The organism is Burkholderia lata (genome assembly GCF_902499335.1).
In the GTDB taxonomy this organism is placed as follows: Bacteria; Pseudomonadota; Gammaproteobacteria; order Burkholderiales; family Burkholderiaceae; genus Burkholderia; species Burkholderia lata_B.
Genome location: NZ_CABVQK010000001.1, coordinates 566,971 through 586,437, shown reverse-complemented (window position 1 = coordinate 586,437; position 19,467 = coordinate 566,971). Strand labels below are relative to the sequence as shown.

The following is a 19,467-nucleotide window of genomic DNA, read 5'->3' as shown; positions in this document are numbered from 1 at the left end:
GTGCGCGGCGCGGCCGTGCCGGGGCGTGCGGGCCCGGCGGGCCGCGACTTTCCGGGAGGCACGATGAGCGATCCGGTCCGCGGTGGAGGTACAGGTGCCGGCGTGTCGGGGGCGGTCGGCCCCCGCCTGCTGGCGGATATCGGCGGCACGAACGCGCGCTTCGCGCTGGAGACCGCGCGCGGCGCAATCGGCTGCGTGCGTGTGTATCGGTGCGGCGACCATACGGATGTCGCGGGCGCGATACGGTCGTACTTGCGTGAGGCGGGCGCCGCGCCGGTCCGTCACGCGGCGATCGCGATCGCCAACCCGGTGGACGGCGACACGGTTCGCATGACCAACTTCGACTGGTGTTTCTCGGTCGATGCGACGCGCCGGGCGCTCGGGTTCGACACGCTGCACGTGGTCAACGACTTCGCGGCGCTGGCGATGGCGGTGCCGTACCTGCCGGCCGGGCACCGGCGACAGGTGGGGGGCGGATGCGCGCAGGCGGGCGGCACGATCGGCGTGCTCGGGGCCGGTACCGGGCTTGGCGTGTCGGCGCTCGTGCGTGCGGGCGACGCGTGGGTGCCGCTGTCCGGCGAAGGCGGGCACGTGTCGTTCGCGCCGTCGGACGAGCGCGAGGATCGGGTGCTCGCCCATGCGCGCAAGCGCTGGCCGCACGTGTCGTTCGAGCGGCTCGCGGCCGGCCCCGGTATCGCGGTGATTCATGAGGCGCTGGCTGCGCGCGACGGCCGTGCGGTCGTCGAGACCGATCCGGCCGTCATCGTCGAGCGCATGCTCGCGGGCGATCCGGATTGCGGCGAGACGCTCGATTGCTTCTGCGGCATGCTCGGGACGCTCGCGGGCAACCTGGCACTGACGCTCGGCGCGACCGGCGGCATCCATATCGGCGGCGGGGTGGTGCCGCGACTCGGCGCGCGTTTCGATGCTTCGCCGTTTCGCGCGCGCTTCGAGGCGAAAGGCCGTTTCGCGGGCTATCTCGCGCGCATTCCGACGTTCGTGATCACCGCGCCGTTTCCGGCGTTCGCCGGCGTTTCGCGGTTGCTGGCACGCGTGCTCGGCGAGGCCGATTGACGGTGCAGTCGCTTCACGCGTCCGCAGTATGACGTAATGTCATCGATTAGTCGGAAATACGTCGGCATCCTGAAAGAAAATTGTCCGGATTCGCCATTCTCCTATGGAATGTGCGGACTGGAAGTTGATCGGCAGCTCATTTATCGTTGATGGGGAGGCTTCGGCGTATCGCGCTCGGGAGGCGTCGTGACAAGAGTTGAGAAGGTCTGGCAATTGCTCGTCGGAAAGCCGCTCGATCCGCTCGATCCACGCACGCGCCATGCGATCGCCGTGACGCCGCTGCTGGCCTGGGTCGGGCTCGGCGCCGACGGGCTGTCGTCGTCATGCTACGGCCCGGAAGAAGCGTTTCTCGCGCTGGCGCATCACACGCCGCTCGCGCTGTTCCTCGCGCTCGCGACGGCGGCGACCGTGTTCATCATCGCGCTCGGCTACAACCAGGTGATCGAGCTGTTCCCGACGGGCGGCGGCGGCTACCGCGTCGCGACGTCGCTGCTCGGGTCGAAGCCGGGGCTGGTATCCGGCGCGGCATTGCTGGTCGACTACGTGCTGACCGTCGCGACGTCGCTCGCGAGCGGCGTCGACGCATTCTTCAGCCTGCTGCCGGTGAGCGCGCAGGCGTTCAAGCTCACGACCGAGATCGTGCTGATCCTGCTGATGACGGGGCTCAATTTCCGCGGGATGCGCGAATCGATCATGGTGCTGCTGCCGATCTTCATCGGCTTCGTGATCCTGCACTTCGCGCTGATCGTGTACGGCGTTGCCGTGCACGGCAGCAACCTCGCGATGATCGTGCCCGATGCCGTGCACGAGGCACACGGGATGTCGCAGTCGCTCGGCGTATTCGTGATGCTCGCGCTACTGATGCGCGCGTTCTCGCTCGGCGGCGGCACCTATACGGGCCTCGAGGCCGTGTCGAACAACGTGAACATGCTGGCGGACCCGCGCGTGCCGAACGGCAAGGTGACGATGTGGTACATGTCGACGTCGCTCGCGTTCACGGCCGGCGGCATCATCCTGCTGTACATGCTGTGGCACGCGCGGCCCGTCGAAGGCCAGACGCTCAACGCGGTCGTGTTCGGCAGCGTGATCGACCATCTCGGGCTCGGCTCGGCGTTCGCGCGCCACGCATTGCTCGCGGCCGTGCTCGCGTTCGAGGCCGGACTGCTGATGGTCGGCGCGCAGACCGGCTTCCTCGACGGCCCGGCCGTGCTGTCGAACATGGCGTCGGATTCGTGGGTGCCGCGCCATTTCCGCGACCTGTCCGGGCGTCTCGTGCGGCAGAACGGGATCATCGTCGTCGGGCTGTCGAGCCTGCTGATCCTCTTGTGGACGCACGGCAGTGTCGACGTGCTCGTCGTGCTGTACAGCATCAACGTGTTCCTCACGTTCAGCCTGTCGCTGCTCGGGCTGTGCACGTACTGGTGGCGCCATCGCAGCGAGCAGGGCTGGTTCAAGCACTTCTTCCTGTCGGCGCTCGGGCTGAGCGTGACGGCGACCGTGCTCGTCATCACGCTGATCGAGAAGTTCACGGCGGGCGGCTGGCTCACGGTGCTCGTGACGAGCGCGGTGATCGCGCTGTGCTTCATGATCAACCGCCACTACGCCTATACGCGTGCGCAGCTCGCGAAGGAAGACGCGCTGTTCTCGGGGAAGACGCCCGAAGTCGACGAGGCGACCGCGCCGGGCAAGCCCGATCCGCTGCAGCCGACGGCCGTGCTGCTGGTCGGCAAGCATCGCGGCGCGAGCATGCACGCGCTGCTGTGGGTCAACCGGCTGTTTCCCGGGCATTTCCGCAACGTGATCTTCCTCGCGGTCGGCGAAGTCGATGCGAAGGCATACGACGGCCACGAACATCTTGAACGGTTGCGTCATGCGATCACCGAATCGCTCGACTACTATGTCGCGCACTGCCGCCGCAACGGCATCGCGGCCGACTACCGGATCGCGTTCGGCACGAATCCCGTCGTCGAATTCATGAACCTCGCGTCGTCGACGCTCGACGAGTATCCGAACTCGGTGTGCTTCGCGAGCAAGCTGATCTTCCGGCGCGTGAATTTCCTCACGGCCTGGCTGCACAACCAGACGCCCGTCGAACTGCAGGCGCGCCTGCACGTCGAGGGCAAGCAGATGGTGCTGTTGCCGATGAATGTCGGGTAGCGGGCGGGCGAGACGGCTCGCCTGGCCGATGAAAACGATTCAACCTGACGTATCGCGTCAGATCTTAAGCAATAGAAAACAATTCGCTGGTTTCGTCGGAAAGATTTGGTAAGATTCGCGCGCTTCGAATCAACAATAAATCCTTTCCGAGAGACTTCATGACGACCGCCTCCACGACCGCCACCCGTTTCTTGCGCCACGGCCCGCGCGCGCTGTCCGCCGCCGTGCTGCTGTCGCTTTCCGCGCTCGCGTGTGCCGCCGGCGACGTGCCCGGTGCCAAGGACCATCCGCTGGTCTCGCGCTTTTCAGGCGCGACGATCAAGGCCTATTCGCAGACGGCATTCGACGAGGCGTTCCTGCCGAACCAGCCGGTCGACGACGAGAAGACCGCGAAGGGGCTGAACCTGGAAGGGAAGGTCACGCGCATCGGCTATACGATCGGTGGCGACAAGTCGACGCTCGAAGTCGAGCGCAACTATCTCGATGCGCTGCAGAAGGGCGGCTTCCAGATCCTGTTTCGTTGCACGGCGGAACAGTGCGGCAAGAGCGGCGGCAGCGATTTCCAGAGCCTGGTGATCAATTCCGGGCGCATGCGCAAGGCCGGTTTCGGTGACGCGAATTTCGGCGACAAGCACCGGACGATTCTCGCAAAGCTGCCGCGCGCGTTGGGCGATGCGTATGTGTTCGTGCACGTGATGGACGATTCGGCGTCGAACAAACGTACGCTCGTCTACGAGGAAGTCGTCGAGGTGAAGCCGATGCAGACGGGGCAGGTGAAGGTGGTCGATGCCGGCGCGCTGCAGAAGGGGCTTGCCGCGACGGGCAAGATCGCGTTGTACGGCATCTACTTCGACACCGATAAGGCACAGGTGAAGCCCGAGTCGAAGGCGCAGCTCGACGAGATGGCAAAGCTGCTGACGGCCAACCCGGCGCTGAAGGTCTATATCGTCGGGCATACCGACAACCAGGGGCCGCTCGCGCGCAACGTCGACCTGTCGCAGAAGCGTGCGGAGGCCGTCACGCAGGCGCTTGCCGCGACGTACCGGATCGCGCCGGCACGCCTGGTTGCGAAGGGTGTCGCGTCGCTGTCGCCGGTCGCGTCCAATGCCGACGACGCGGGCCGCGCGCAGAATCGCCGCGTCGAGCTCGTGCAGCAGTAATTCCGTTCAAGCCGGGCGCCCGCGTGACCGCGCGGGCGTCGTCCATTCGAAGATCGATCTCATGAAACTGCTGATTGCCGCCGCGCTCGCCGGCTTTGCCGCCACCTCCTTTGCGCAGACCGTATCGCCGGGCATCTGGCACGACGACACCGCGTACACGCTGAACGGCAAGCCGCTGCCGCAAGGCACCGATCAGATGCCGGACCAGTGCCTGACCGACGCGGATGCGAAGAACCTGCGCAAGACGATGGCCGCCCGCCTGCAGCGCGACAACGTCCACTGCACGATCACGAACTGGGACTACGCGGGCACGACGCTGAAGGTCGCGCTGTCCTGCGCGAACGAACAGGGGCGCGGCAACGGCACGGTGACGGGCGCCGTGACGCCGACGAGCTACGACCTGAAGGGGCAATTGCACGGGCAGCACGCGCAGGCCGGCGCGTACACGCTCGCATGGACGTGGCGCGGCAAGCGCGTGGGCGACTGCAAGTAACGGGACACGGGATGAAGCGGCGCGCATCACACGGCGCGTGCCGCCCGCGGTACCGGACCTCCGCTGGAAGGCCGGCGGCATGCGTGTCGTGCGACGCGCGGCCGCCGGCCGATTTTTTTGCGCGACGTGATGACGCGATTACGGATGACGATGCGTATGCGAGCGTGACGAGCGTCGCGCGGGCCGGCGTAGCAGCTTGTCGCGCGTGCGGTCGCGGCCGCGCCCGGCCGTGAAGAACAGCACCGCGAACACGAGCAGCGCGAGCAGCACGAGGATTGGGACGATTCCGTTTTCCATGTCGCCTCCGGCATGACGAGGGACGAAGGGCGCCGCGGCCGGCCTTCAACCGGTGGGCATGAACGTGCCGGCTAGCATCGTGTCGATGAAGCGTGTGGCCAGCGCGATCGAGATCCTGACCGCGTCCGCGTCGTTGCGGAACACGCGATGCTTCGGGGCGAGCAGGTGCGCTTCGTGGCATCCGCCAGCACCGTGTCGGACTAGGACGGCGAGCGGCTTGTGGATCGCGCCGAGTTCGGGCCTTTCACCGGCCACCGGGGCGACGAGCCTGACCGAGCGAATCCCGCCCAGGCGATAGGTCAGGCAAAGCGGCGAAGCCACGACGGCCTTCGCGGCAGGCGCCGGTCGTTCCGACCCCGCACGGCGCGTGATCGGACGAATGGGCGCCGGACCGTGTTCACGTCAGCATCGGTATCGCTTCGATCAGCACGATGCCGAGCAGTGCGCCGAGCGCGGCGCCGACCAGTCTCGGGTGCCACCGCAGATGCAGCGCCGTCAGCAGTGCGCCGAACAGGACCAGGCCCAGCAGCGCGAACGCGATCACGAGGTACCCCATTTCGAAGTCGCTATTGATGACCGCCATGATGCCTCCTTCCCCACGTCGGCGTGTCGCGTTCGGCGGAGCGTCATTCCGTCGACGTCGCGCGCATGGATGATCTCTCTCAAGTATATGTCGCGGCGTGATGCAAAAAAGCGCGCTCGCCCGGGACAGGATGCACGCCAGGCATGCCGGCGTGGCGAGGCCGACGATGCGAGCCTGGCGGGCTCGCCGCCGCGTGGCTTGACGCTCGCGGGCACGTCACCCACACTGGTTCGCACGACGGGCATGCGGCGCGCGAGCCGTCATGTGCGCGTCATGCGGATCTAACCGTCCGCGCCGGCGCGCGGCCCTGGCGCCCGGCAACGAACGCGCGGAGAGCTTCGACGTGGTGCTTTTTCCTTCCCGATGGACCGGTCGCCTGCTCGCCTGCGCGATCGCGCTGGGCGCTGGCGTGGCCATGGCCGATGTGCGCGGCACAGGCAACGCACTCGACACGGGCGGCGACGCGCCCGTCACGCTCGTGAGCGATATCCACGAATTCGTGATCCAGCATGATGGTTCGCTCGACGAGCATGACGATTCGACGCTGCGCGCGAACGATGCGAACGGCATCGACGCGGTCGCGCAGCGCTACGTGTGGTTCGACAAGAATCTCGAGAAGGTGGACCTGCTCGCGGCCGAGACGATCGACCGCGACGGCGTCGCGCATCCGGTCGGCGCGGACGCCATCCGCGACGTGCAGGAGCCGCGCTCGGCCGGCGCGCCGACATTCCAGGACGGGCTGTTGCGTACCGTCGTGTTTCCGGGCGTCGAAGCCGGGTCGAGCACGCGCGTGGCGTTCCGCAAGACCCGCACGAAGCCGGTCAACCGCGGCTACTTCGGCTATACGGTCGAGCCGTCGCGCGAGCCGGTCGGTAGCCAGCGGCTGATCTTCGACGTGCCGGCCGACATGCCGCTGTACGCGGATGCGCGCGGTTACGTCGCGCTGCCGCCGGTCACCGCGAACGGCCGCACGCGCTACGAGTTCGACTATCGGCACGGGCCGTACGACCGCATCGAGAGCGGCGCGGTCGGCTACGCGACCTACGGCGACCGGCTCGTCGTGTCGACGCTGCCCGACTATGCGGCGTTCGCCGCGCGCTACCGCAACGCGGCGGCCGATCCGGGCGCGGACGATCCGGCCGTCGCGCAACTGGCGCGCACGCTCACCGCGGGCGCCGCCGATCCGCGCGACAAGGCGCGCATCCTGTACGACTGGGTGCAGGCGAACATCCGCTACGTCGGGCTGTTTCTCGGCGAAACGGCGGCCGCGCCGCATCGCGTCACGGACATCCTGCGCAACCGCTACGGCGACTGCAAGGATCATGTCGCGCTGTTCGGCGCGCTGCTCGCGGCGGTCGGCATCCGCAGCGAACCGGTGCTGCTCAATCTCGGGTCCGTGTACACGCTGCCGTCGGTGCCCGGTTACGGCGGCGGGGCGATCAACCACGCGATCACGTGGCTGCCCGATCTCGAACGCTTTGCGGACACGACGACGGCCGGCATCGCGTTCGGCTACCTGCCGCCGATCGTGATGGACCGTCCCGCGCTGCTCGTCGACACGGGCGTGCTGTCGCGCACGCCGGCCACGCAGCCGCGCGGCCGCATCGCGCGGGTCGAGATCGATGCGGCCGGGCCGGGCGCCACGCGTTTTCATGCGTATATCGAGGACGACGGCTGGACGGCCGAACTCGAACGCAACCTGTTTCGCCGCGCGACGCCCGACGTCATCGCGCAGCTTGCGAACAACCGTCTGCGACAAAGCGGCCTGCGCGGCCGCGCACAACTGTCGACCAGCGACCGGCACGTGACCGACGGACCGTTCGACGTGACGATATCGGGCACGCTCGATCATTTCGTGTGGCCCGACGGCACGACCGCGTTGCCCGCGCTGTCGAGCCTGACGGGCGGCATCGCGACGCAGGTCGAGAGCTGGCTCGCCGAACCCGTGCGCACGCAGCCGTGGGGCTGCATCGGCGGCACGTTCGACGAGACCGGCCAGATCGCACTGCCGGCCGACGTCGCGATGACCGACCTGCCGGCCGATACGGCCGTGCACGACCGCTTCGTCGACTTCACGTCGCATTACGTATTCGATGCAAGCGCGCGGGTCGTGCAGGTCACGCGGCGGATGACGGCGGATTTCGGCCGTCAGGTGTGTACGCCGGACGAGTTCACTGCACTGCGCACGTCGCTCGAACGCATCGAACGCGACACGCAGGCGCAGATCGTCGTGCGGGCGAAAGGGCGTTGAACGGGCAGGGGAAGTGTAGACGTCGACGCCATTGGTCGACGCGCAGGAGGGACATCATGACGGAACGGGATCACGAGATCGCCGATCTCTCGAAGGAATTGCTGGGCCGGATCGTGCAGGGCACCGTGGCGAGCGGTGCGGTCGTGGATGCGGAGCAGTGCGCGGCGCTTGCCGTGCAGTGCGCGACGGCGCTGGTCGACCGGCTGGATGCGGGCGGAGACTGAGCGGGCGGATTCATGCGTTACGCGCGCGTCGCGCACCGGTCCGGTGTCACGGGCTGGTCACCAGCGTTCCGCGAACGGCCGCGCGCTGACGCTGACAATACCGCCCGAGCCCGACGATGCCGACGAGGGAGACGAACGACAGCAGCGTGAAGAACGCCGCGAGGGGCAGCCATTGTCCGCGAAACTGCTGCGCGAGCATCGTGCCGATCAGCGGCGTCGTGCCGCCGGCGACCATCGCGCACAGCTGGTACGCGATCGAGATGCCGGAATAGCGGACGCGTGTCGGAAACGCCGGTGTCATGAAGCCGGCGATGACCGCGTAGATCGCCGACAGCGTGACGACCGCGAACGAAATGCCGGCAACGATCGCGACGGGGTTCTGGGTCTGAACGAGCAGGAACATCGGATAGGGTGTCAGCATCGACAGCACGGCCGCCCAGGCGAGGAAGCGCGTTTCGCCGAACCGTTGCGCGAGCAGCGCGGAGACGGGCTGCGACAGCAGCTGGATCACGGTGACGACGAACAGGCAGTCGAGAATGAACGACTTGGACATGCCGAGGTAGGTCGTCACGTACGAAATCATGAACGTGTTCGTGAAGAAGAATCCGGCCGAGCCGATCGTCGTTGCCGCGGCGGCGAGCAGGATCGGCGCCCACGCGGTGCGCAGCACTTCGGCGACGGGGTACTTCGCCACCGCGTTGGTATCGCGCACGCGCTCGAATTCGGGCGATTCCTTCACGCCGAGCCGGATGGCCATCCCGATGAGCAACAGTACGAAGCTCGCAAGGAACGGCAAGCGCCAGCCCCAGCTGACGAAGCTCTCGTGGTCGAGCGACGTGACGAAGCGGAACGAGAGCAACGAAAGGATCAGTCCGGCGGGGCTGCCCATTTGCGGGAACGACGCGAAGAACGTCTTGCGGCCGGCCGGTGCGTGTTCGCTGGCCATCAGCACGGCGCCGCCCCATTCGCCGCCGACCGCGATGCCCTGCAGGATCCGCAGCAGCACCAGCAGGATCGGCGCCCAGATGCCGATCGTCGCGTAGCCGGGCAGCAGGCCGATGCCGGTTGTCGCGATCCCCATCAGGAACATGGTCAGCACGAGCATTTTCTTGCGGCCGATGCGGTCGCCGAGGTGGCCGAACACGGCGCCGCTCAGCGGCCGCGCGACGAAGCCGACGAAAAAGGTGCCGAACGACGCCATGGTGCTCAGGAAGTGATTGCTGCTCGGAAAGAACACCTCGCCGAGCACGAGCGCGGCGGCGGTCGCGTACGTGTAGTAGTCGTAGAACTCGACGGCCGTGCCGATGAACGCCGCGGTGGCGGCGCGCACGGGTTGATGCGTTTGGGAAGCAGGTTGAGACATGGACTGTCCTGTCGTTCGTATGGGGGAGCCGGCCGCACCGCGGCGGCAAGTCGCGCGTGGCCCTGGCGTGCCGCAATGCGGTTTATCCGTCGCCGATATGCGGGCGTAAAATTCTGTTTTTTAATCCCGAACATTAGCGGCGTTTATGCTCGCCGCCCGTGCATGCTCGTCGGCAACGCGCCGGCATTGCGCATGGCGTTCGAGCAGCCGGCGTGCATTGTTCGCGTCGGGCGCATCGATGCGCCCGGGTGCGGCGGCGTGGCCGGATACCGATTGCGCGCGATAGGCGTCCAGCAGCGCACGCGCCGCGTGCGCGTCTGCATCGGACGGCGTCAGCGCCCGGTTGATCGCGTCCACGTGGGCGGCGAATACCGCGCATTTCGACCGGAAGCCGAGCCCGGTCGACGTGTCGAGATCGTGCGCGAGGGCGTCTGCTGCGAGGTAGGTGCACGGCAGGTCGATCGGCCCGCAGCCGGCCGCGATGCATTCGATCAGGAAGCGGCTGCGCGCATGAAGCAGTTCCAGGCCGTCACGCGTGCGGCGCGCGCCGAGGCTCGCAGCGAGATCTTCGACCGCCAGCATCGCGTGTCGGATACGCGGGCTCGCGGCGAGCATCGCGCCGACGTGCACGAGCCCGCGAGCCGACTCGATCGTCGGCACGATCTCGGTCGAGCCGGCCGGCATGCCGTGTCGCGCTTCGAGTGCGGTCAACGCGTCGGCGAGCCGCGCGAGCTGCGCCGGCGTTTCCGCATGCGGCAGGAAGATCGCCGCCGGGCGGCCGGGCATCACGCCTTCGAGATCGTCGTGGCCGTCCTGCTCGAGCGGGTTGATCCGCACCGCGCCGAGTGCGCCGCAGGCGGCCGCGGCGCCAAGCAGTGCGACGATGCGGAGGCGCGCGGCGGGCCGGTCGGCCGGCGCGGTCATTTCCTCGAGGTCGGCGACGATCGCGTCGGCGGCGCTGCCGAGCGCGGCGGCGTGAGCGGCGGCATCGGCGCCGGGGACGAAGAGCCACGCGCGTCGCAGCGCGGCCAGCGGTCGGTCAGGGTAGCAGGTCACGGTCGGGATCGATGTCGGGGTCGGGGTCGGAAAGGGGGAGCCGCTCACGCGCGCGTTGCCCGCGCGAGCATCGCGTGCAGCAGCACGTCCGCGCCGCGCGCCACATCGGCCGGCAGCGCGTCTTCGGCTTCGTTGTGGCTCAATCCGCCGACGCACGGAATGAACACCATCGCCGTCGGGCAGTGTTTCGCGAGATGGATCGCGTCGTGTCCGGCGCCGCTGATGATCCGCTGGTTCGGATAGTCGAGCAGGTCGACCGCGTGCTGGACGGCGTCGACGCAGGCCGGATCGAACGGCGTCGCCGGGCTGACCCAGTGTTGGCCGATCTCGACCGCTACGCCGCGCCGCGCGGCCACCTTGCCGAACCGGGCGCGCACGGCGGCTTCCATGTCGGCGATCGCCGCGTCGTCCGGATGGCGCAGGTCGACCGTGAACGCGACGTCGCCCGCGATCGTGTTGCGCGACGCATTGCGGATCTGCCATTCGCCGATCGTCGTCAGTCCCAGCGGGAAGTATTCGGCCGCGATCGCCTCGAGTTCGGCCGCCATGTCGGTGGCGGCAAACAGCGCATCTCGCCGGTACTGCATCGGCGTCGTGCCCGCATGGGCGGCCTGCCCCGTGACGCGCACGTCGAGCCAGCGGATCGCCTGGCCGCCCGTGACGACGCCGATCGGCACGCCGTTTTCCTCGAGCACCGGCCCTTGTTCGATATGCGCTTCGAAATAGGCGTCGAACGGGGTGCCGGGCACCGCACGCTCGCCGGCATAGCCGCTCGCGCGGAGCGCATCGGCGACACTTGCGCCCGCCGCATCGCGTGACGCGAGCGCCGCGTCGAGCGGCATCACGCCGGTGAACGCGGCGGAGCCGAGCATCGCGGGTGTGAACCGCGCGCCTTCCTCGTTGGTCCACACGACGATCTCGATCGGCCGTTCGGTGTCGATCCCCGCGTCGTTCAGCGTGCGCACGACCTCGAGCGCAGCGAGTACGCCATACACGCCGTCGAAGCGTCCGCCTTCCGGCTGGGTATCGAGGTGGCTGCCGCTCGCGACGGGCGCCGCGTCCGGCCGCCGGCCCGCGCGCCGCGCGAACAGGTTGCCGACGCGGTCGACGGTGAGCGTGAGTCCCGCGTCCCGGCACCACGTCTCGAAGCGCGTGCGTCCGGCCGCGTCTTCGTCGGTCAGCGCGAGGCGGCGCACGCCGCCTTTCGCGGTCGCACCCACTTGCGCCATGTCCATGAGGCTCTGCCAGAGCCGCTCCGCATTGATCTTCAGCATCGTCAAGGTTCCTGATCGGTCGGCCGCCCAACGGCCGGTGTTCGTCGTGTCGTCTTTATCGAAAATCAAAAACAATTAGTCCAATTTTTAATCGTTATCCTGAGTATAATTTTCACGAATGATGAAGTCGTGAGACCCGTGATGAGCAAAGATCGCCCCGACACCTACCTGAACGACCGCCTCGACTGGAACCTGCTGCGCACCTTTCTCGCGATCGCACGCGAGAAGAGCGTGAGCCGCGCCGCGATGCGCCTGCACCTCACGCAGCCGGCCGTGAGCCAGGCGCTGCGGCGGCTCGAGGAGCAGCTCGGCCTGCGCCTCGTCGATCGGCACGGGCCGCGCATCGAGGTCACGCAGGCGGGCATCGAGGTGCAGCAGATCGCCGAGGACATCTACGGCACGATCTCGCGGCTGTCGCTTGCCGACGTCGATCGCGATCACGACATCTCGGGCACCGTGCGCATCGGGATCGTCAGCGGCATCGACTTCCCGGCGTACGACGATTTCCTCGCCGAGTTTCATCGGACTTATCCGCGCATCGAATTCGAAAGCCAGGTGATGCGCAGCGCCGACGTCGTCAACAGCCTGCAGCAGCGGGCGTTGACGCTCGGGCTGACGCCGCGCCGTGCGCTGCCGAAGCGAATCGACGCCCGCGTGTTCCTGCGCCAGCACTACGCGCTGTTCTGCGGGCGTCACCATCCGCTGTTCGGGCGCGACGGCCTGCGCACGGCCGACCTGGCCGGCCTGCCGTTCGTGTCGTTCACCGGCGACAAGGTCGGCGATCACATGTCGCCGCTGACGATCTTCCGCGACGAGATGGGGTTCACCGGGCGCGTGATCGCGTCGTCGTCGAGCATGGCCGAAGTCAAGCGCTTCATCTTCGCGGGGCTCGGGATCGGCTGCCTGCCCGAGCACATCGTCCGGGACGACATCGCGCACGGACGTTTCCAGCGCTTGCCGCCCGACGAAGGCGTCGCCGATGTCGACATTCACTTCCTGTGGTCTCAGGACCGCAAACTCAATGCGGCCGAGGAGGCGTTCGTCGACGCGCTGAACGCGTTTCTCGACCGTGAGGAAGCGCCGGACGCACCGGCAGCGCCGTGACCCGGGCAGCCGAAGCGCATGCACGCGGCCGCCGGCGTTCAGTAGCCGCGCGCGACATCCACCACGTTGCGCAGCGGCTCGCCGTCCAGCAGCCGCTGCACGTTCTGCGCGACCTGCTGGCCGATCGTGTCGGAGCTGGCGACCGACGCCATATGCGGCGTGACGATCAGGTTCGGCGCACGCCATAGCGGATCGTCGGCCGGCAGTGGCTCGACCGGGAACACGTCGACGAGTGCGCCGCCGAGCTGGCCGCGTTCGAGCGCCACGGCAAGATCGGCGACGACGAGGTGCTCGCCGCGTCCGACGTGGATCAGCTTTGCGCCCGGCTTCAGCCGGTCGAACGTTGCCGCATTCAGGATGCCGCGCGTTTCATCGGTGAGCGGCAGCAGGCATACGAGGATGTCGGTACCGGCGAGAAACGCGTGCAGGCCGTCTTCGTGTTCGAACAGGTCGACACCGGGCAGCGCGCGCGGCTGGCGCGCCCAGCCGCGCACCGCGTAACCGCGTTGCTGGAGATCGACAGCAACCCGGCCGCCGATCTCGCCGAGCCCCATGATGCCGACGGTGCATTGCGACGGATGCGCCTGTTCCGGGCGAAACCAGCGTGCCGCCTGCTGGTTGCGCATCGCGAGGTCGAGCCGGCGGTGGAAATGCAGCACGCCCCAGGTGACGAATTCGCTCATGCCGCGTGCATGTTGCGGATCGACGACGCGGCACAGCGGCAGTGCGGGCAGCGCGGGATCGGCGAGGATGTTGTCGACGCCGGCCGCGATGCTGTGGACGAGCCGCAGGTTCGGCATCGCGGCGAGCGCGCCATGAGGCGGATCCCAGCACGCGGCGATTTCCGCGTCGGCGGCGCCCGGTTCGCCGTGCATCACGACGTCGAAGGCCGGCGCCGCGCGCCGGATCGAGTCGACGAGATGCGACATGTCGTAGTTTTTACTGAGGAGTGCGATAGTAGTCATCGGAAGCAGTGGCAGAGGCCGGCCCGGATGGCCGGCGCATGACGAAGGAGTTTCAGCAGCGGTAGTCGGACGCGGGATCGTCGATCAGGCGCAGCGCCGCGCGCCACGCGGTGTCGGCGATGTCGGCCGAATCGTCGCGCGTGAATTGAGCGGCCGTGCGCCGGCAGACGTCGGCCGGCGGCACGATCAGCTTTGCGCCGCCGGCCAGCGCCTGCACCTGCGCCTGGCACGCGCGTTCGAGGAAGTAGATTTCGTGGAACGCCTCGGCGGCGGTGGCGCCGCCCGCGAGCAGGCCGTGGTTGCGCAGGATCATCGCCTTGTGCGTGCCGAGATCGCGCACCAGCCGCTCGCGTTCGGCGAGGTCGAGCGCAATGCCCTCGTAGTCGTGATAGCCGAGTTTTTCGTAGAACTTCAGCGCATGCTGGCTGATCGGCAGCAGGCCGTGTTCCTGTGCGGACACCGCGATGCCCGCGGCGGTATGCGTGTGGACGACGAAGTGCAGGTCGTCCCGCGCGGCATGAACCGCGGAATGGATCGTGAAGCCCGCCGCGTTGACGCGGAACCGTGCCGGCTCGCCGGCTGCACGCGCGTCGATCACGTTGCCGTGCGCGTCGATCTTCACGAGATCGGACGCGCGCATCTCATGGAACAGCACGCCGTAGCGGTTGATCAGGAACGTCGGCGTGTCGCCGGGCAGGCGCGCCGAGATGTGCGTGTCGATCATGTCCGTCATGCGGAAATGCGCGACGAGGCGGTACAGCGCGGCAAGGTCGGTACGAATCGCCCATTCGTCGGGCGGGCAGTCGTGCGCGCCGGCCGGCAGGCGTGCGTCTTCGAAGGATCGCATCGGTGTCTCTCCATGTTCAGGCAGTGATGGCGGGGTAGTGTTCGCCCGCGCGGGGCGACCCGTCAATTTCATTGTGCTAATGCGGATCATTAGCGCGGCGAATGCTCGTGCTGCTCGGTGACGGACAGCACGTCGGATACCGGTTCGCCGGCCCGCAGGCGGGCGAGCAGCGCAGGCTCCACGCGGTCCGATGCGAGTGCGGCGTCGATGACGGCGGCGAGTGTCGCCGGGTCGGCGAACAGCACGCCGTTGTCGTCGGCCACCACGATCGAGCCCGGCGCGACCGTCACGCCGCCGCACGAGACGGGGATGCCGAATGCGCTGGCGCCGTCATCGAGGCGCTTGGTCGTCAATGCACTCGTGCCGCGAGCGAAGACGGGCAGGCCGATCTGCCGAAGCTCGTGCAGGTCGGTCGCCACACCGTCGACGACGATGCCGGCCGCACCCACGCATTGCGCGGCTGTCGCCGTGACGGCGCCGACACACGCATGCGTGTGGTCGCCGTGCATGTCGATCACGAGCACGTCGCCCGTCCCGAGCCGGGCCAGTGCGCGATTGACCGCGATCGCATCCGGGTTGCGCAGTTGCAGCGTGACCGCGCGGCCCACCAGCTTCACGCCGGGGACGAGCGCGCGCAGCATCGGATTTGCGAAGCCGGTTTCGAGAAAATGGCCGAGCGTCGGCAGGCTTACGTCACGCAGTTGCTGCGCGAGCGACGGATCGAGGGGGCGTGTCACGGGATTCACCGTTCGGCTGGCCGGATTCATGCGCGTCCACCGGCCGGTTCGTCACGGTACGCGTGCGCGGACAGGTCGCGTTTCAGCGTTTCGGTGAGCAGCAGGAGCGCGAGCGCGGATACCAGTGCGGACGCAACCATGTACCACGCGACCGACGAGCCGCGCCCGGTCGCGGAGAGTAGCGCGGTGGTCACGATCGGCGTTGCCGCGCTGCCGAGCAGGCCCGACAGCATGTAGCTGACCGACAGCCCCGAATAGCGCACTTCGGTGCCGAACAATTCGGCGAGGAAGGTCGCGATCGGCCCGTAGTTTGCCGCGAATGCGGTCATCATCAGCAGGTAGCCGGCGAGCGCAAGCGACAACTCGCGGCTGTCGAGCAGCCAGAACATCGGGAACGCAAACAGCGCCTCGGCGAGAATGCCGCCGAAGATCACGGGTTTGCGACCGATGCGGTCCGACAAGCGTCCGAACAGCGGCAGCATCACGATGCAGAGCGCGCAGGCGATCAACGCGATCGACAGCATCGCGCCGCGCGAGTAGCCGAGCGTCTGCGTACCGTACGTGAGGCCGAACGCGACCATCAGGTTGAAAGCGGTGCCGGTCGACATCGTCGCGACGCCGCCGAGCACGACCTGCTTGCCGTAACGGCCCAGCACCGCGGCGATCGGCAGCTTCACCTGCGCGGCGGCTTCCTTGACCTTCACGAAGGTCGGCGTTTCCGTCGTGTTCAGGCGGATATACAGGCCGACACCGACGAGCAGCGCGCTCGCAAGGAACGGAATGCGCCAGCCCCACGCGAGCAGTGCTGCAGGCGACAGCATCGCACTGCTGACGAGAAATGCGAGATTCGCGATCAGCGTGCCGGCAGGGACGCCGACCTGCACCCACGAACCGAACAGGCCACGCTTGCCGGCGGGCGCATGCTCGACCGCCATCAGTACCGCGCCGCCCCATTCGCCGCCGAGCGCGAGCCCCTGGACGATGCGCAGCGTCAGCAGCGACACGGGCGCCCAGATGCCGATCGCACCATAGCTCGGCAGCAGGCCGATCGCGAATGTCGCGCAGCCCATCAGGACCAGCGACACCAGCAGCATCGACTTGCGTCCGAGCCGGTCGCCGAAGTGGCCGAACAGCGCGGCGCCGACGATGCGTGCGAGATACGCGGACGCGAAGGTGCCGAATGCGAGCAGCGTGCCGACGAGCGGCACGAAGCTCGGGAAGAACACCTTGTTGAAGACGAGCGCGGACGCGGTTGCGAACACGAACAGGTCATACCATTCGACCGTCGTGCCGATCACGCTCGCGACGGCGATGCGCTTCAGGTCGTTGGGGGCAGCATGAAGCGCGGGGGATGAGGCGGCGGGACGAACCGTGGCCATGGCTTTCTCCGGGGTGGGGCGGTCAGCGTTGAGATGACGGGCCGCGCGGCGTGCGCGGCAGGTGCGCCTTTATCGGAAGCCAAAAACAATAAGTAAAAGTGCGTTTTCTGATTCTTTGTATTAATGGCGTTGATGATGCATCCGGTGGTTGCCGGCGATGCTCAGTGCGGGCTGGCCACCTCGCCATCCGCACGCACCGCACCCGGCGGCTTGCCCACCACGCGCTTGAACGCGCGGCTGAACGCGGCGAGCGAGCCGTAGCCGAGCCGGTACGCGACGGCCTCGATCGTCTCGTGGTCGCGCGTGATCCATTGCGCGGCGAGTCGCATCCGCAGCTCGGTCAGGTAGCGCACCGGCGTCATCCCGGTCGCCGCGAGAAAGCGTTCGGCGAACACCGAGCGCGACACGCCTGCTTCGGTCGCGAGCTCCGCCACGCTCCAGTTGCGGCCCGGGTCGCGATGCAGTGCGACGATCGCGCGGCCGAGCTTCGGCTCGCGCAGCGCCTGCACCCAGCCGGTCGCGTCGCCGCATCCGCACTCGACCCAGCCGCGCACGATGAACGCCGCGACCACATCCGCGAGCCGCGCGAGGATGCCCGCGAAGCCCGCGCGCGCCGAGCACGCTTCGCGCTCCATCGCGTCGAGCATCGGGCGGATTTCCGGGTAGCGCGCGAGCAGCGTGCCGACGTGCATGAACTCCGGCATCGTGCCGACGAGCGGCTGCATGCCGCCGAGATCGAGCTCCATGCACGCGCTGAAGATCAGCGCATCGCCGGCGCCCGGCTCGGTCGTCGCGCAACTGGCGGGCGACGCACCGGCCGACGCCACCGACGCAACCGTATCGCAGATCTTCGCGACCTCGAAGCCGTTGATCTCGCGGCACGGCGCATCGGGGTCCGACACCAGCGCGTGCATGCCGCCGTGCGGCAGCAGGATCGCGTCGCCGGCCTCGAGCCGCATCGTGTCGCCCGACGCGTCGCGCAGCAGCACGGGCCCGCGCCCGACGAAATGGAACTGCGCGCGGCCCGTCACGTGGCCGAAGTTCAGCCCGAACGGCCGCGCGACCTGGATGCGGCGGTACTGGACGCCGCTCAGGCGCATCCCCAGCAGCAGCTCGCTGACGAGGTCGTGCACGTCGGGGATGGGAGGAAGCAGGGGCTCGGACATTTCGAGATTCGGACGATCGATCAATAAGAACGGATTGTATGTCATAGACCGTCCTGTCGTGGTTCCTTACGATACGCCGTCATCAGTATTTTCCCTAACCGACACGGAACCACGCATGAATCCCGGAATCTCCTCGGCCGCCTCGATGGCGGCCCCCCGCGAACCGGCCTGGGGCGCGGTATTCGCGATGACGCTCGGCGTCTTCGGGCTCGTCACGGCCGAATTCCTGCCCGCCAGCCTGCTGACGCCGATGGCCGAGAGTCTCGGCGTGACCGAAGGCGTGGCCGGGCAGGCCGTCACGGCCACCGCGACGGTCGCGCTGGTCACGAGCCTGCTGATCTCGGCGCTGACGCGCACGATCGACCGGCGGCGCGTGCTGCTCGTATTTTCGGTGCTGCTCGTCGCATCGAACCTGGCGGTCGCGTTCGCGCCGAACCTGACGACGCTGCTGATCGGCCGTGTCGTGCTCGGCGTCGCGCTCGGCGGCTTCTGGACGATGGCGACGGCCACCGCGATGCGGCTCGTGCCGACGGCGATGGTGCCGCGCGCGCTGTCGATCATCTTCAGCGGCGTGGCGGTCGCGACGATCGCGTCGGCGCCGATGGGCAGCTACTTCGGGCACCTGATCGGCTGGCGCAACGTGTTCCTGATCGCGGCCGTGCTCGGCGGCATCGCGTTCGTGTCGCAGGTCGTCACGCTGCCGTCGATGCCGCCGAGCGGCACGACGCGGCTGCGCACGCTGATCGACGTGCTGCGCCGGCCGACCGTTGGCCTCGGGATGTTCGCGACGATCCTCGTGTTCACCGGCCACTTCGCGTTCTTCACGTACCTGCGGCCGTTCCTCGAACAAGTTGCCGGTGTCGGCGTGAACGGGCTGTCGGCCATCCTGCTCGGCTACGGCATCGCGAACTTCGTCGGCACGTCGCTCGCCGGCCGCGTGCTCGAACACCGTCTGCGGCCGATGCTGATCGGTATGCCCGCGCTGATGGTCGTGCTCGGCGTCGCGCTCGTCGCGCTCGGCCGCGCGCCGATGGTCGACGCGGTGCTCGTCGCGTTGTGGGGGATGGCGTTCGGCGGCGTGCCCGTCGCATGGTCGACGTGGGTCACGCGCACCGTACCCGATGAAGCCGAGAGCGCGGGCGGGCTGATCGTCGCGGCGATCCAGCTCGCGATCGCGACGGGCGCGGCGGCCGGTGGCGTCGTGTTCGACGCGAACGGCGCGGCCGGCGTGTTCATCGCCGCGGCCGTCGTGCTGGCCGTTGCGGTCGCAACGATCGTGACCGGTGTGCCGAAGCGCGTCGGCGTGGTGTCCGCGCTCGCGGAATGACCTTGCACCG

18 protein-coding genes and 1 pseudogene are annotated in these 19,467 nt (G+C 68.1%); 8 read left to right on the top strand and 11 right to left on the bottom strand.

Translation table 11 applies throughout. The features are described from left to right. Window positions 1–63: 63 nt before the first annotated feature. The 4 genes and pseudogenes from BCO18175_RS02740 to BCO18175_RS02725 form a co-directional block, all read left to right on the top strand. Window positions 64–1,059: pseudogene (locus BCO18175_RS02740) on the top strand (glucokinase); the annotation flags it as partial. Between the two features lie 201 nt (window positions 1,060–1,260). After that, window positions 1,261–3,231, top strand: coding sequence for an APC family permease (locus BCO18175_RS02735; protein WP_174979235.1), 1,971 nt, complete (start codon window positions 1,261–1,263; stop codon window positions 3,229–3,231). A 158-nt stretch (window positions 3,232–3,389) separates the two neighbouring features. Next, window positions 3,390–4,391: an OmpA family protein gene (locus BCO18175_RS02730; protein WP_174979234.1), complete on the top strand. Its 1,002-nt coding sequence runs from the start codon at window positions 3,390–3,392 to the stop codon at window positions 4,389–4,391. A 61-nt stretch (window positions 4,392–4,452) separates the two neighbouring features. Beyond that, window positions 4,453–4,884: a DUF3617 domain-containing protein gene (locus BCO18175_RS02725; RefSeq protein WP_174979233.1), complete on the top strand. Its 432-nt coding sequence runs from the start codon at window positions 4,453–4,455 to the stop codon at window positions 4,882–4,884. Between the two features lie 138 nt (window positions 4,885–5,022). Here the strand turns inward: BCO18175_RS02725 and BCO18175_RS02720 are convergent, their stop codons facing one another. From BCO18175_RS02720 to BCO18175_RS02710, 3 genes are all read right to left on the bottom strand, one after another. Further along, entirely contained in the window at window positions 5,023–5,181 is a 159-nt protein-coding gene (locus BCO18175_RS02720; protein WP_174979232.1) for a hypothetical protein, read from the bottom strand. Between the two features lie 45 nt (window positions 5,182–5,226). Further along, window positions 5,227–5,502, bottom strand: coding sequence for a hypothetical protein (locus BCO18175_RS02715; protein WP_174979231.1), 276 nt, complete (start codon window positions 5,500–5,502; stop codon window positions 5,227–5,229). A gap of 76 nt (window positions 5,503–5,578) precedes the next feature. Next, window positions 5,579–5,764: a hypothetical protein gene (locus tag BCO18175_RS02710; protein WP_174979230.1), complete on the bottom strand. Its 186-nt coding sequence runs from the start codon at window positions 5,762–5,764 to the stop codon at window positions 5,579–5,581. Window positions 5,765–6,107: 343 nt separating this feature from the next. On the opposite strand from BCO18175_RS02710, the gene BCO18175_RS02705 reads away from it, so the two are divergent. Together BCO18175_RS02705 and BCO18175_RS02700 are read left to right on the top strand one after the other, a co-directional pair. After that, a complete protein-coding gene (locus tag BCO18175_RS02705) occupies window positions 6,108–8,015 on the top strand; it encodes a DUF3857 domain-containing transglutaminase family protein (protein ID WP_174979229.1) in 1,908 nt (635 codons plus the stop codon). A gap of 56 nt (window positions 8,016–8,071) precedes the next feature. Continuing rightward, window positions 8,072–8,239 (top strand): hypothetical protein, encoded by a 168-nt coding sequence (locus BCO18175_RS02700; RefSeq protein ID WP_174979228.1) that lies wholly within the window; start codon window positions 8,072–8,074, stop codon window positions 8,237–8,239. Between the two features lie 46 nt (window positions 8,240–8,285). Here the strand turns inward: BCO18175_RS02700 and BCO18175_RS02695 are convergent, their stop codons facing one another. The 3 genes from BCO18175_RS02695 to BCO18175_RS02685 form a co-directional block, all read right to left on the bottom strand. After that, window positions 8,286–9,602, bottom strand: coding sequence for an MFS transporter (locus BCO18175_RS02695; protein WP_174979227.1), 1,317 nt, complete (start codon window positions 9,600–9,602; stop codon window positions 8,286–8,288). 120 nt (window positions 9,603–9,722) lie between these two features. Further along, the gene (locus BCO18175_RS02690; RefSeq protein WP_174979226.1) at window positions 9,723–10,658 is read right to left on the bottom strand and encodes an HpcH/HpaI aldolase/citrate lyase family protein; all 936 of its coding nucleotides are present in this window, start codon (window positions 10,656–10,658) and stop codon (window positions 9,723–9,725) included. Window positions 10,659–10,702: 44 nt separating this feature from the next. Further along, window positions 10,703–11,932 carry a Zn-dependent hydrolase gene (locus BCO18175_RS02685; protein WP_174979225.1) on the bottom strand — a complete coding sequence of 410 codons (1,230 nt, stop codon included), beginning with the start codon at window positions 11,930–11,932 and terminating at the stop codon, window positions 10,703–10,705. Between the two features lie 141 nt (window positions 11,933–12,073). Between BCO18175_RS02685 and BCO18175_RS02680 the strand changes: the two genes are divergently transcribed. Further along, window positions 12,074–13,036 (top strand): LysR family transcriptional regulator, encoded by a 963-nt coding sequence (locus BCO18175_RS02680; RefSeq protein ID WP_174979224.1) that lies wholly within the window; start codon window positions 12,074–12,076, stop codon window positions 13,034–13,036. 38 nt (window positions 13,037–13,074) lie between these two features. On the opposite strand, the gene BCO18175_RS02675 is transcribed toward BCO18175_RS02680, so the two are convergent. From BCO18175_RS02675 to BCO18175_RS02655, 5 genes are all read right to left on the bottom strand, one after another. After that, entirely contained in the window at window positions 13,075–14,001 is a 927-nt protein-coding gene (locus BCO18175_RS02675) for a 2-hydroxyacid dehydrogenase (RefSeq protein ID WP_174979223.1), read from the bottom strand. A gap of 52 nt (window positions 14,002–14,053) precedes the next feature. After that, on the bottom strand, window positions 14,054–14,848 hold the full coding sequence (locus BCO18175_RS02670; RefSeq protein WP_174979222.1) for a class II aldolase/adducin family protein: 795 nt from the start codon (window positions 14,846–14,848) through the stop codon (window positions 14,054–14,056). 89 nt (window positions 14,849–14,937) lie between these two features. Then, the gene (locus tag BCO18175_RS02665; protein WP_254607946.1) at window positions 14,938–15,585 is read right to left on the bottom strand and encodes an RraA family protein; all 648 of its coding nucleotides are present in this window, start codon (window positions 15,583–15,585) and stop codon (window positions 14,938–14,940) included. Between the two features lie 26 nt (window positions 15,586–15,611). Next, a complete protein-coding gene (locus BCO18175_RS02660; protein ID WP_174979220.1) occupies window positions 15,612–16,964 on the bottom strand; it encodes an MFS transporter in 1,353 nt (450 codons plus the stop codon). A gap of 161 nt (window positions 16,965–17,125) precedes the next feature. After that, entirely contained in the window at window positions 17,126–18,175 is a 1,050-nt protein-coding gene (locus BCO18175_RS02655) for an AraC family transcriptional regulator (protein WP_174979219.1), read from the bottom strand. A 70-nt stretch (window positions 18,176–18,245) separates the two neighbouring features. On the opposite strand from BCO18175_RS02655, the gene BCO18175_RS02650 reads away from it, so the two are divergent. Next, window positions 18,246–19,457 carry an MFS transporter gene (locus BCO18175_RS02650; protein WP_174979218.1) on the top strand — a complete coding sequence of 404 codons (1,212 nt, stop codon included), beginning with the start codon at window positions 18,246–18,248 and terminating at the stop codon, window positions 19,455–19,457. Window positions 19,458–19,467: the final 10 nt, after the last annotated feature.

What these genes read in the sequence shown, in the direction of transcription:
- BCO18175_RS02650 (WP_174979218.1), top strand. Translation starts at nt 18,246, where the DNA reads ATGAATCCCGGAATCTCCTCGGCCGCCTCGATGGCGGCCCCCCGCGAA.
- BCO18175_RS02675 (WP_174979223.1), bottom strand. Translation starts at nt 14,001, where the DNA reads ATGACTACTATCGCACTCCTCAGTAAAAACTACGACATGTCGCATCTC.
- BCO18175_RS02725 (WP_174979233.1), top strand. Translation starts at nt 4,453, where the DNA reads ATGAAACTGCTGATTGCCGCCGCGCTCGCCGGCTTTGCCGCCACCTCC.
- BCO18175_RS02685 (WP_174979225.1), bottom strand. Translation starts at nt 11,932, where the DNA reads ATGCTGAAGATCAATGCGGAGCGGCTCTGGCAGAGCCTCATGGACATG.
- BCO18175_RS02730 (WP_174979234.1), top strand. Translation starts at nt 3,390, where the DNA reads ATGACGACCGCCTCCACGACCGCCACCCGTTTCTTGCGCCACGGCCCG.
- BCO18175_RS02700 (WP_174979228.1), top strand. Translation starts at nt 8,072, where the DNA reads ATGACGGAACGGGATCACGAGATCGCCGATCTCTCGAAGGAATTGCTG.
- BCO18175_RS02680 (WP_174979224.1), top strand. Translation starts at nt 12,074, where the DNA reads ATGAGCAAAGATCGCCCCGACACCTACCTGAACGACCGCCTCGACTGG.
- BCO18175_RS02695 (WP_174979227.1), bottom strand. Translation starts at nt 9,602, where the DNA reads ATGTCTCAACCTGCTTCCCAAACGCATCAACCCGTGCGCGCCGCCACC.
- BCO18175_RS02655 (WP_174979219.1), bottom strand. Translation starts at nt 18,175, where the DNA reads ATGACATACAATCCGTTCTTATTGATCGATCGTCCGAATCTCGAAATG.
- BCO18175_RS02710 (WP_174979230.1), bottom strand. Translation starts at nt 5,764, where the DNA reads ATGGCGGTCATCAATAGCGACTTCGAAATGGGGTACCTCGTGATCGCG.
- BCO18175_RS02660 (WP_174979220.1), bottom strand. Translation starts at nt 16,964, where the DNA reads ATGGCCACGGTTCGTCCCGCCGCCTCATCCCCCGCGCTTCATGCTGCC.
- BCO18175_RS02720 (WP_174979232.1), bottom strand. Translation starts at nt 5,181, where the DNA reads ATGGAAAACGGAATCGTCCCAATCCTCGTGCTGCTCGCGCTGCTCGTG.
- BCO18175_RS02670 (WP_174979222.1), bottom strand. Translation starts at nt 14,848, where the DNA reads ATGCGATCCTTCGAAGACGCACGCCTGCCGGCCGGCGCGCACGACTGC.